The following is a 12,187-nucleotide window of genomic DNA, read 5'->3' on the forward strand; positions in this document are numbered from 1 at the left end:
CACTCAAAAGCCAACAACTCTACGTCACCGTTTCTGCAAGGCAAATTGAGCCGTCGGAATTTTCGAATTTATTCCAGATTTCCTAACCCTCCCAATCCAGTTCAAGTGCTAGAGTTTCGCACTGCCTTACGTTCGAACCACCGGAGATGGGTGAGGATCATGGATTGGTTGCCAAGCAATCGCGAGACTGGTAACAACAAGAGATGCCGCGCATCGAGCTTGCGATCGTTCGCATCCCTGTTGCCACTCCTTCTCCTAAACCTCTTGCTCCTTTCTTCTGCTAACAATCTACAAGCGGAAGACAGAGCAAGCGTTCTTGCTGACACCTCCGCTACCAGCGAGATCACCAAAGAGCAGATTATCGTCCGATGCGCACCTCAGTCGGAAATCTACGAACTTTCCACCCGGCATTTGCCAGATCGCTTCTGCGCGATCCATGAAGAGTCCCCTCCCTTCCAAGTAAACGCTTGGACGGGGAATCGATGGGAACGATCGACGATCCTTGCTGCATTAGGACAAACCGATGCACCGATCCCGGACAAACCAACGATCATCTATGTGCATGGCAACTTTATGGAGAGAAATAACACGCTGGAGCGAGTGCGCATCATTGACGCCTACCTCAAACGGAAGGCCCACGAAGACTACCGATTGCTTCTGTTCTCATGGCCTAGCCAACGGGAATCGCATCCGATCCGCGATGTTTACGAGAATGCTGAGTCCGCCGAGGACCAAGCCTTGTACTTGGCTTGGATCCTGCGACAGCTCCGATCTCAATCGCGTGTGAGTATCCTCGCCTTCTCCTTTGGCGCTCGAACCGCCACAGGGGCTTTGCAATTGGACGCAGGGGGGAGCATTCCCTCCCTCTCCATGAGCAAACCAGAATCCCCACGCATCTTTCCTTACCGCGTTGGATTGATCGCTCCGGCCATCGACAAGACTTGGCTGGACGACTGCGGAAGACATCAATTGGCTCTCAGCCAAGTCTCCCATTTCATCAACATGTACAATTCGAAGGACCCAGTATTGCGTCGCTTTCGATTTATCGATCGACTCACTCGCCCCATCGCAGGCGGTTTTTCAGGCTTCGAAGGACTGACCGATGCTACCTCCACCTTCAATGTCACAGGCACGCCTGCATCGAATGATGGCCAAGGCCTCTTGGTCAAACAATTCGATTGCAGCCGCGCTATTGGCAGCACCCACAGCGAGAAAAGCTACCTCGGTGAATGCCCTTACTTTCAAATCATGATCGATACTTTACTCTGGAACACGGACGATCTTGGCCAACCGATCTGCGACACCGCTAGAGAGTAGCTTGACATTCCGCTGCACCAGCGAAGAACGCAAGTTGCAGATCTTCGATCCGCTGGCTCCCGTTTGGTATCTCTCCGACATAGGTCCCGTCTGGGGAGCTTTCCTGGTCGAGCGTTTCCGCACCCTCAATGGAAAGGCGCTGCACCTGGCAGAGCATCGCCATCGACTGCAACTCGGCGCGGATTACTTTGGATGGTCAACCCGAGAAATCATGGAGACGTTCGACTGCCTCGTCGAAGCGCTCGTGACGTCTAATCGCCAACTGCTGGGCGATTCCGGCGATGCGAGCGTCGTCGTTCTCTTCTCTCCCACCCCCTCCGGATGGGAATCGATCGGATATCTCCTCCCAATCCCTTTTGCTCGATTGAACCACTGGTACCGTGAAGGCGCATCGCTTTGTTCGGTTTCCATCCCCGCTCCGTCGGCGGACAGCACTCCGGTCGCTATCAAACACCGGAGCAGGCTACCCTATTGGGTTGCCGATCAGCAAGCTGCGGCGAAGGAACCTAAAGCACTTGCTTTGCTACAAACCCACGACGGCGCCCTCGCTGATACATCCGTGGCTAACATCGCCTTGTGGCGAGAGGGATTGGGATGGCGAACCCCGATGGACTCCGAATGCCATCCTGGAACTACCCTCGCGAAAACGATGCGCATCCTAGCCGAATCAGGGGAAACAGTTGCGAAAACTTCTCTCACCTTGTACGACCTTCAGGAAGCGGACACCGCCGTGCTGCTGGGATCGACGGGCTTGGTATGGCCTATCGCACGTTTGGACGGAGAATCGATAGGGTCCAGCAAAGGAACGGCGAAGTGGAAGGAATTGCAAGCTCGCTGGATCGAGTTCGCAAGCTTCGATTTCGTCGCCCAAGCCGCAGCGTACTCCGCTCGCGATGCAAAGAGTTAGCCTCTCTATTTGCTGAATTGTTCCATCGCTTTATCAAAGATCTCTCCGTACACCAACTCGCCCCCTTGGTGACCGACAATGCTCACCATCAAAGCCAAGAGCATCGCTCCAATCTTCCAAAAATTGCGGAGTCGCCCCGATTCACCTCGCCCTGAAAAGAGACCGACCGCGACGACGACCAGACTCACTAGGAGCATCAAACTGCCGACCCACCTGTGGTAGAACAAATTCATCTCTTCGTGCGAAGCGTTTCCGCCGAGCGATTGATTCCACGCCGGATACCCTCGCTGATCCGCAAACGACCATCCCATCACGACCGCTGCGATGGTCGAGAGCGTCGCGATCCACAAGCAATGAAAGGCCATGCTTTCACAGCGTTTTCCAAGGAAATACGAAAGGAATGCACAAACTCCCGAAACAATAAATAAGGCAATGGGAAAGTGAACGACCGCGGGGTGAAAATATCCCATGGCTCGATAACTTTTTTGCCAAAGCGAACCGCCCACGTTTGGCGTCGTGGGTTCGACGGTCGAGGTCGCGTCGCTCGCCCCACCAAGGCTCGCTCCTTCGGGCCAAACCGCTCCCTCGTCGATCCATAGCTTCAACAGCGCTAACTTTTGCGGCGCCATCGGCCCATCCGGCGGCATGACCAAACTCTCGCTATCGATTGTCTTGGAAGGCTGGGTTAGGTAGTCGGTCCAAAGCGAACTTGCGGCAGCATCTCCCGGTTCGATGTAGCCCATCACCGCATCCCGATCGCTAACCTCGAATCCACCCTTCGCCTTCTCCCCTTGATGACAGGAAAAACATTCGGACCTCAAGAGCGGTGCAACGTCCCTCGCAAAGTCGACGATCCCCTTCTTGAGTTCCGTCACTTGCGAAGGCTCGGTTGTGCCAGTTGTGCCAGTTGTCTCTTTCGTCTCGGTCGTCTCTGTTGTAGCGGACTCCGACGACGGCGTGTCGGGATCTTGTGAAATCCCGCAGGTTGGGTTCGCGATATGCAACAAAGCGAACGCTGCAAGGAGCAGCGCGCAGCGGGTTGCAAACCGATTGCTCCGAGGCGCAGGAAAATGATTCAATGGGTATGCCATGTTCAATTTATTCTTATTCCGAAACGTTCGATTTCCGTTGGGCAAACAACCAAGTGTAGAACTCAGGGTTCTTGTAGGTGACGGTCCAACTGTCGTGCTGCAGGTCAGGATACTCGGTGTAGCGAGGATTGCCCCCTACCTTTTTCAATGCCTCGATCATCTCCTGCGATCGAATCACCTTCACAACTGGATCTTTCGCGCCATGAAAACACCAAATTGGAAGATTGCGAAACCGCTCGACCGTTTTGGGATCACCGCCACCGCATATAGGCGCCGCAGCTGCGAAGAAATTGGGATACCGAGCGATGGCATCCCATGTCCCGTAACCTCCCATGGAAAGTCCGGTGATATAGATGCGCTCGGTATCGACCCCCGCATTTTCCACCATCTCGTCAACCAGTTCCTTCAAAAGCTGCATCGAGTCGCTGGCTTGATCGGGTAGCGAACTCGAAGCCTTGCTCCAATCCACTTCCGACCACTTTTTGTCCTTGGGGCATTGCGGAACCAACACATAGGCGGGGAACTCTTTGCGACGCGCTTCGTCGGCGAAGTCCTTTGCACCATGCTTGAGAGTGACGAGGTTGTCGTCCCCGCGCTCACCCGCGCCGTGCAAAAAGATAACGAGGGGATACTTCTTGCCAAAGCTGTACTGATACGGCTTCAACAATCGGTACTTGAGAGTCTGTTTGCTCGCTCCCACGTACTCCCTGGGTTCGAAAAGCGATTCGATCGAAACCGCAGCGGATGAAGGTGGAGTATCTGGCACGTTTTGCTTGGACGAGGAGGGTGGATTCGAAGAACTCGACGGTGCGGAGTTTTTTTCCTGCGACAGACCTATGGAGGACATGGCCGACACGGCGAGCAACGACGGCAACGCCCAACGCAGTTTTGAACGGGATTTCATAAACGGATCCTTTTAGCTAGCTATGGAATGACCCTGGTAAATGCGGGACCGTGGCTTGATGGCCCGGGGGCTTGGAGAGACCCGTGGTGGGAAGGGGGGAGGGGAAAGGAGGCTTAGGCCAGCTCTCAGTATAGTTCTAGTTGCGACGCTCCCAAAGAGGAGGTTGAACGGTTCTTGGATCCACCGAAGGTTTCCCGTTTGAACCCGCTTCGGTACGCTATGGAGAGAGGCAAACACCGGAAACTCGCAGGCCAAAGGAAAAACACGCCATGCCAACGATACGCAAGCTCCCCGTCGGGCTGGTCAATAAAATCGCTGCAGGCGAAGTCATCGAGCGACCTGCGAGCGTTGTAAAGGAATTGCTGGAAAACAGCATCGACGCCGGTGCGGGCTCGGTCGAGGTCTCGATTGAAGGTGGCGGAATCGATTTGATTCGCATCACCGATAACGGATGTGGAATCGCCCCGGAACAACTCCCCCTAGCCATCGCCCCCCACGCGACCAGCAAACTTCCTCACGATGACGACCTTTTTGACGTGCGGACCCTTGGGTTTCGCGGAGAAGCATTGGCCTCGATTGCAGAAATCAGCCATATGTCGATTCGGAGCCGCACGACCGATAGCGACAGCGCTTCGATTCTGAGTATCAAGGGTGGCGAAGCGGAAACTGTTCAACCGACTTCCGGCCCGATCGGAACCACCATCGAGATCCGCCATTTGTTTTTCAACACCCCCGTCCGCCGCAAATTCATGAAAAGCGCGCAAACGGAAATGGGCCACGTCGTCGAAGCCTTCACGCGCATCGCCTTGGCCTATCCCCATGTGCATCTCGTTCTGACCAACGGCTCGCGCACGCTCTACGATCTTCCACCCACCGAACGCTGGTCCGAACGGATTCGCAAATTCTTTGGCGATGAAGTTGCCGATGCCTTGATTGCTATCGACCAAAAAGATGAACGCGTTTCGATTCGTGGCTACGTTGCAGATCCATCGGTCTCTCGCAGCAACAACCGAATGCAGTATCTCTTCTTGAACGGGCGTTACATTCGCGACCGCGCCCTGCAACACTCTCTAGGCGAAGCCTATCGCGGACTTCTGATGGTCGGCCGAATGCCGGTCTGCTTCTTGCACATCGATATCGATCCCAAAACCGTCGATGTCAACGTCCATCCGACCAAAGTCGAAGTTCGCTTCGAAGACAGCGGCGCTATCTACAGCCGCCTCCTCTCGGGCCTCCGCAATAAATTCCTGAACAGCGATTTGGTCGCGCGAGTCAGGACCCCGAACTCCACGTCCGAGCAAATGCAACCCACACCCGCGGATGGTCTACCTGTCCCTCTTGCTACCGGTCGGGGAATCCCGCATTCCAACGAACTGCTGGATTGGGCCAAAACCACCACCAACGCCTTGCCAAGTCGCGTTCCCGAGTTCCGCCCCTTCTCTCCCAACTCTCGACCGCAATCCGTCGACGATCCCTTCTTCGCTCCATCATTACCAACCGTTGCACCGAATCCGTGGCCAGCATCGCCAAGCGCTGCGGACCTCCCAACCACCGCAGTGGCTTGGTCTGCCGATCGACCTGTCGCCTTGATGGATGACGAGGTCCAATCGTCAGAGTTCTACACCTCTATCGCTCCTTCCCACCGGAACACGGCGATCGACAAGTCCGCGATCGACGAATGCGCAATCGAGGGAGCCAAAGCGAATGTCGGGTTTCAGATTCACAATCGATACTTGATCACCGAGGACGAACAGGGAATGGTGATCATCGATCAGCACGCCCTCCACGAACGAATCCTGTACGAGCAGATCAAGAACAAGGTCTTATCCAAGTCTCTCGATGTCCAACGACTGCTGGTGCCCGAAACGATCACCCTCTCGGCAGCAGAAACCGCCATGGCGTTGGAGTTTCAAGACGTATTGCGTGAGATCGGTATGGATATCGAACCGTTCGGAGGAGATACATTACTCATCTCCTCCTACCCAGCCATGCTGCAAGGCATCTCACCGGGAGAAATGCTCCGGCAAGTGCTCGATCCGCTGATGAGCGGCGGTAAGAAACCGGATGTCCGGAACTTGCTCGACGAGCTGATGAACATGGTGGCTTGCAAAGCCGCCGTCAAAGCGGGGGATCGACTCTCGAGCGAAGAGATTTCGTCGCTCTTATCCCAACGCCACCTGTATCACGACACCCACCACTGCCCTCACGGACGTCCGACCGCCCTGTTCTTCTCGCGCGACCAACTCGACAAGATGTTCAAACGGACTTAGGCTCGCCTTTCGCAGCCTCGCCCGACGCAGCCTCGCCTGACGCATGGTGCTGCTTCCTTCTGCGCAGGCGTTGCACCCCCCATCCCGCTGCTGCGATCACACCGCAAAGAGCGAAACTGGTTGGCTCGGGCACCGCGCTGAATCGCAGATTGTCCATGGCGACGTAGGCAGGCGTGTTCATTCCAAACTGCCCAACATCGGAGGAAGCAAATTCCAATCGCACGGATCGAACTCCGGTCAACATCGACAAATCAACCGTTAACCAATCGTCCAAGATAAAGTCTTGCGCGTTATTCGCGTATCGATAGTCCGCCAGATCCACCGTTACCGATCCCGTTTGATTCCCGGTGGCGTTGAGGCCATCGTACCCCCGAAGAGTGACTTGGAACCAGTCGGGATCGTTCCCAGTCACCCCTCCGAACTTCTTCGCGAACTGGTCCCCATTGGCCATCGACAACGCTGCGTATGTGGAGTTTGTGACATCCACCGATTGCAAAAGCGAAATGGAGGGCAAATTGATCGTGGCCCGCGAGCCCGTGGCGATGGCAAAGTTCTGGCCGATCGCAACTCCCCCCGCTGCGTTGGCCCCCCCTCCCGCATAGGATGCGTATTGGTTCGTGAAACCCGGGGTCGTCGTATCGGTAACATTGCTATAGGACCAACCACTCCAACTTCCCCAAGTCGCGTTGTAGGAATTGCTAAAAGTAACGCCTTGACTGCTCCAGCCCCCCGCCCCATCGGATCCGTTGTAATAGCTGTTGGGGGCCAACTGCAACTCTTCAAAAGTGACAACCGTCTGCGACTCCGCATAGGACGGGAACAACATAAACGTGATCGTCGACATCAATAAGGAGATACAAATCTTCATGGTGTAATTCGAAAAGAGGATAGAGGTGAATAGGGAGAGAGGTAGCAGGCGCTCTTCGTCTCCGAGACGCAACCGCCACGTGCGGCGCGACGAAATATCTGAACGACGGGTTTGTCGATTGGGCGAATCGCTTGTCGATGCGGAGCTAGTTACTCACGACTTCCCCACCCCGGCGCGACAGGAGGGCTGCAAGGACTTGCGGTTCGATTTGCTCCTCCATGAATCGAGCGGAACCATCGCCGAACAGAAAAAGGGAGCCACCCGAGTGATAACTGTGGAACTCCTGCCCAAAGTCGCAGACGTTCCCTTGCCGACTTTTGAACACGGTGTGGCACGAAGGCCACCTGGAGTTGTTCGAGGTGCGAGTGTTGATCGGTGTGCTTTGATCGAAAAGGTTTCGATGCCCGATCCAAATCGAATGCAAACCTTCAGGAGCCTCCCCTAACACAATCGTATGGGTGGAACCGTCGGTGATATCTACCAATCCAATCTGACGTTCGCTCCCGAACAAAAGCACGCCTCGCCCGCCACCTGACATGTCCCCTTGATCGCTATAGCTATTTTGGCAACTCAAACTTGGATAGCATCGCAATCCGCGTTCTCCATAATTGCCGCCATAATCGGTTCGACCAAATTGAACGGTGGAACTGGGCGTATCCCCATTGGGACGCGTCATCACGGTCTTTGGCGCCGAAGGGCACAAATAGGTTGCGATGATCCTCGCTCCTGCGACGTGATTCGCCGCATCGATATAGGGAAGCCGTAGATCCATCTCCTCGTAAATCGCTTGCTGCTCGATGTAAGGCAACAATACAGTCCCCCAACTCGGCCTCCAACGAGCCCGAACGGCCGCCGATGTGTCGCTGACCGATCCAGCTCCGCCAAAGGGAAATCGGTTGTATTGACTGTGATAGTTATGGAAACCGATCCCCATCTGTTTCAAGTTGTTCACGCATTGAAGCCGTCGCGCGGCCTCCCTCGCCGCTTGGACTGCAGGCAACAACAAAGCGACCAACAAACCGATAATGGAAATCACTACCAACAATTCCACCAAGGTAAAACCAGACCGGGCCCCCCCCTTCGACGATCGTGCCAATCGCTCGCGGCTAGCCTCCACGATCGCTTGCTTTACCCGATCGGGAACGACACTCCAAGCGCCTATCTCGGCGCGGGTTCGACCGCACCCTAAACACTGTTCCTCGGCATTCAGTTCACAAACGCGAATGCATGGCGATGAAACCGATCGAACACGGGACGGGAAATGGGACGAAGTCACTGCGGGGTTTGGACTACTCACGAGACGGCACACATCCCTGGAACCGGTACGACCAGCCAGACGCCTATCCCGACCAACCTGCGAACGCACAAAATGCCGCGCAGCATCGACCGAAAGGCACCTGACTTAAAATGGACGAACTGGAGCCGTTAAAGGATTACGATGGACCAGCGGGTTGTTCCGCGAAGGAATTCTGCTGCAACAGCCGCCCCAAACCTGGAGGGCACTTAGCTGTCTTGCTCTTAGTAGGTCTTCTGACTCACTGCCAGCCATCCCTCATTGCCTTCTCACCCGAACAATCTCGAGCAATGGCGCTTCCAAAGAAGGAGCGATGGTTTGAAACGCATTACGCGTCTCGGGCAGCACACAGCGGCCGGACCGTCCCGGAATTGCCACATCAATCGCGGCTCACCGGAGTTCCCTGTTTGCAAAATCGCTTGCGAGCGATCTGCCACCAAGAGCACTCGAAGTGTAGACAATCCCTTGCTACCCGTCAATCGATTTAATTCCTACCGGGCCAACGGAAGAATCCCGTCCCAAGCCGTGGTATACTGGCGACTTGACTACCAGACATCCGCAATGGTGCCCCCTGCATTCAACCTCCCTCCCCTCAACCGCCTATTTATGGTTACCGCTCCATCCAGCCACCTTGCCAATCGATTCTCCATCGCAACCGCACTGGCGCTCTATTACTTTGGTGCATCGTTTGGTTTCTGTACCGAAGAAGCTTCCCCCTCGGTAGCTTCCAATATCGACTTCAGCCAGCAAGTCCAACCGATATTGACCAAATACTGCAGCGGTTGCCACAACGAGGATGACGCCGAAGCAGATGTGCAACTTCACTCCCTGGAAGCCCTTCAAATATCGGACAAGGCCAATGGTCTGATCGTCCCCAAAAATGCAGCCGAGTCCAAACTTTGGAAACTGATCGAAGGGTCTCTCGAACCGGTCATGCCCCCCGTCGACGAAACGCAACCGACGGACGAAGAAAAACGGATGCTTCGCGATTGGATTGACCAAGGCGCCTTGGGGGAATCGAAAAAGCTTGCGCTCCGAGAGCGATGGAACCTCCCTCCAACGAGAACCTCTTCCAACCCGCCAGGCCTCTACGCCATCGCCCCCGCCTCCTCGGATACTTGGATCATGGGGTTCCAAGACCACATTGCAATCAAAAAGTCCCAATGGATCGAACGCCAATCTCTCCCCATCACCGGGCGAATCACCAAGATGCGATTCGCCAGGAACGGAAAACAACTTGCAATCCTCTCAGGCATCCCCGGCTTGGGAGGCCAAATCACGATTGCTGATTTCCAAAATGGAAATTTGAACCATCAGCGTACCATCGAAGGTCACTCGGATGCCATTTACGGGGTCGCATGGAGCCCCGACGGCCAATGGCTCGCCACATCAGGTTATGACAAGTCGGTGCGCCTGTGGTCCGTGGCGACGGGCGAACTGGTTCGAACGTTTTCTGGCCACAACGGCGCGGTTTACGACGTCGACTTCGATCCCTCCGGGCAAGTCATTGCGACGGCCAGCGCAGACGAGACCATCAAACTCTGGCGGGTCGATTCAGGTGAAAGACTAGATACCATGGGGCAGGGGGAGGCCGAACAATACGCCGTTCGCTTTTCCCCCTCTGGCGACTCCGTACTGGCCGTCGGCGCCGACCGGCGTATCCGTGTCTGGAAAATCCATTCCATGACAACCCCTTCGGTAAGCCCCATGCTCCATTCCGTCTTCGCTCACGAAGCCGCCGTGGTGGCCGTGGCCTTCTCTCCGGACGGAAATCAAATCGCAACGGCCGGCGAAGACCGCTCGATCAAGGCTTGGACGTGGCCTGCCATCGCACCACTCGGCGAAGCGGGACGCGTCACCGATGTCCCCACCTCGCTGTTCTGGCTCGATCCCCAAACCATCGTCGCTTCCTCCATCGATGGTAAAGTACAACGGTTTGTAATGGGATCCTCGGCGCGAATCGAACGAATCCAGAACGCGTCGCGGCCGAATGCGACAGAGAACAATACCGAAGTCCGATCAGATACCGATCGGAAAAGCGAATCGGTCATCGCACCCACTGTGGAGTTTGGTGAAGTCACAACATCTCGTTCACCCGCTACCGCGCAACCTCTCCAATCCCCCTGCCGTGTCTCCGGGACTTTGTCGGAATCGGATGCACGCTCCTCCACGCCGGGAGATTGGTATTCGCTGGACGCAAAAGCGGGCGAGCCCTGGCTCATCACCATCGAAGCGGCTTCGTTGAAGTCACCGATGGATAGCGTCGTCGATATCTTGGATGCAAGCGGAAAACCGGTCCTCCGCACACGTCTCCAAGCCCTTCGCGAATCGTACTTCACATTCCGCGGCAAAGATTCCACGATCGCCGATGACTTCCGTATGCATCGATGGGAAGACATGGAACTAAATGAGTATCTCTACGCGGCCGGTGAAGTCGTGCGATTGTGGCTCTATCCGCGAGGACCAGACTCGGGGTTCAAGGTCTATCCTGGGGAACGCAACCGTTGGACCTACTTCGATACCACCGCCACCACCCATGCACTGAACGAACCCGCTTGGATCGTACGAGAATTGCAACCGAACGAGGAACCAATCCCTAACGGCTTGCCTATTTTCCCGATCTACTATTCGAATGACGATGAATCGACGCGTCGCCTCGGAAAAGATAGTCAACTGACGTTCATCCCCAACGCAGACGGCCGCTACCTGATTCGCGTTCGCGATGCGCGCGGGCAATTCGGCGATGCGTACCAATACCGCTTGGTCATCGCACGCCCGAACCCGACGTTTTCACTCCAACTGGAACCTGCCGAGATCACCCTGCGATCCTCCGGCGGGGCAGAGTTCAGCATCGTTGCCAATCGCCAGGAAGGGCATCGCGAACGTATCGATATCCGGCCGATCGACCTTCCAGAAGGCCTGGCAATGACTAGCGAACTAAACGTCGAAGCAGACCAGATCCGATGCGTTGCCACCCTCACCGCGACCCCCGAAGCGTTTTCCAAACTACCTGATTCGTTTTCGATCCAACTGGAGGCAAAGTCGAAGTCGCCCTCGACCGCCCAAAACCAATCAGAAACGCTCACCTTGAAGGTAAAAAAAGTGGCCAAGGAAACCATGCCGATCAAGCTCGTCGGAAAATCGGATGCAAACGACGCTAAACCCCTTCAAGAATTTACCTTGCAGGCAGGTACGACGGGCGTGTTAAAACTCGTCATCGAGCGAGGCGCCTTGGAAGGAGATATCTCGTTCGGAAATGCGGAATCAGGACGAAATCTTCCTCACGGCGTATTCGTCGACAACATCGGCCTCAATGGCCTTCTGATCCCAGCCGGACAGTCGACCCGCGAGGTCTTTATTACCGCGGCCAAGTTCGTACCCGAGCAAGTCCGCTACTTTCACATCAAAGCAAGTGTGGACGGCAATCCAACTACCCTTCCTGTTGCCATCCGGATCGTTCGCTGATCGCTGCCCCTGAAAACGCTTCGATCGATTCCCCCGCAACCGAAATGACCTTGCCTCCCATCCCTTTCTGG

8 protein-coding genes and 1 riboswitch are annotated in these 12,187 nt (G+C 55.6%); of the genes, 4 read left to right on the forward strand and 4 right to left on the reverse strand.

The features are described 5' to 3' along the window. The first annotated feature begins 159 nt into the window (after positions 1-159). Positions 160-1,317: an alpha/beta hydrolase gene (locus SH467x_RS01755; RefSeq protein ID WP_482369599.1), complete on the forward strand. Its 1,158-nt coding sequence runs from the start codon at positions 160-162 to the stop codon at positions 1,315-1,317. Then, entirely contained in the window at positions 1,283-2,224 is a 942-nt protein-coding gene (locus SH467x_RS01760) for an aminotransferase class IV (RefSeq protein WP_482369600.1), read from the forward strand. Before SH467x_RS01755 ends, SH467x_RS01760 begins: the two co-directional genes overlap by 35 nt. Before the next feature lie 5 nt (positions 2,225-2,229). On the opposite strand, the gene SH467x_RS01765 is transcribed toward SH467x_RS01760, so the two are convergent. Both SH467x_RS01765 and SH467x_RS01770 read right to left on the reverse strand, forming a co-directional pair. Further along, positions 2,230-3,315 (reverse strand): DUF2231 domain-containing protein, encoded by a 1,086-nt coding sequence (locus SH467x_RS01765; protein WP_482369601.1) that lies wholly within the window; start codon positions 3,313-3,315, stop codon positions 2,230-2,232. A gap of 13 nt (positions 3,316-3,328) precedes the next feature. Next, positions 3,329-4,219, reverse strand: a complete 891-nt coding sequence (locus tag SH467x_RS01770; RefSeq protein ID WP_482369602.1) for a carboxylesterase family protein — start codon at positions 4,217-4,219, stop codon at positions 3,329-3,331. Positions 4,220-4,488: 269 nt separating this feature from the next. On the opposite strand from SH467x_RS01770, the gene mutL reads away from it, so the two are divergent. After that, complete coding sequence (gene mutL, locus SH467x_RS01775; RefSeq protein ID WP_482369603.1) at positions 4,489-6,489, forward strand: DNA mismatch repair endonuclease MutL; 2,001 nt, start codon at positions 4,489-4,491, stop codon at positions 6,487-6,489. Here mutL and SH467x_RS01780 read toward each other — a convergent pair. Together SH467x_RS01780 and SH467x_RS01785 are read right to left on the reverse strand one after the other, a co-directional pair. After that, on the reverse strand, positions 6,476-7,357 hold the full coding sequence (locus SH467x_RS01780) for a DUF4465 domain-containing protein (protein WP_482369604.1): 882 nt from the start codon (positions 7,355-7,357) through the stop codon (positions 6,476-6,478). The genes mutL and SH467x_RS01780 overlap by 14 nt on opposite strands. Positions 7,358-7,502: 145 nt before the next feature. Continuing rightward, a complete protein-coding gene (locus SH467x_RS01785; RefSeq protein WP_482369605.1) occupies positions 7,503-8,654 on the reverse strand; it encodes a DUF1559 family PulG-like putative transporter in 1,152 nt (383 codons plus the stop codon). A gap of 206 nt (positions 8,655-8,860) precedes the next feature. Beyond that, positions 8,861-9,107: riboswitch (cobalamin riboswitch) on the reverse strand. 150 nt (positions 9,108-9,257) lie between these two features. Here SH467x_RS01785 and SH467x_RS01790 point away from each other — a divergent pair. Next, positions 9,258-12,116, forward strand: coding sequence for a WD40 domain-containing protein (locus SH467x_RS01790; RefSeq protein ID WP_482369606.1), 2,859 nt, complete (start codon positions 9,258-9,260; stop codon positions 12,114-12,116). Positions 12,117-12,187: the final 71 nt, after the last annotated feature.

It is taken from the genome of Brakhagea slesvicensis (genome assembly GCF_052161625.1).
Taxonomy (GTDB): domain Bacteria; phylum Planctomycetota; class Planctomycetia; order Pirellulales; family Pirellulaceae; genus JBKCUI01.

Coding starts and splice junctions, on each gene's coding strand:
- SH467x_RS01790 (WP_482369606.1), top strand. CDS start 9,258: ATGGTTACCGCTCCATCCAGCCACCTTGCCAATCGATTCTCCATCGCA.
- SH467x_RS01780 (WP_482369604.1), bottom strand. CDS start 7,357: ATGAAGATTTGTATCTCCTTATTGATGTCGACGATCACGTTTATGTTG.
- mutL (WP_482369603.1), top strand. CDS start 4,489: ATGCCAACGATACGCAAGCTCCCCGTCGGGCTGGTCAATAAAATCGCT.
- SH467x_RS01770 (WP_482369602.1), bottom strand. CDS start 4,219: ATGAAATCCCGTTCAAAACTGCGTTGGGCGTTGCCGTCGTTGCTCGCC.
- SH467x_RS01755 (WP_482369599.1), top strand. CDS start 160: ATGGATTGGTTGCCAAGCAATCGCGAGACTGGTAACAACAAGAGATGC.
- SH467x_RS01765 (WP_482369601.1), bottom strand. CDS start 3,315: ATGGCATACCCATTGAATCATTTTCCTGCGCCTCGGAGCAATCGGTTT.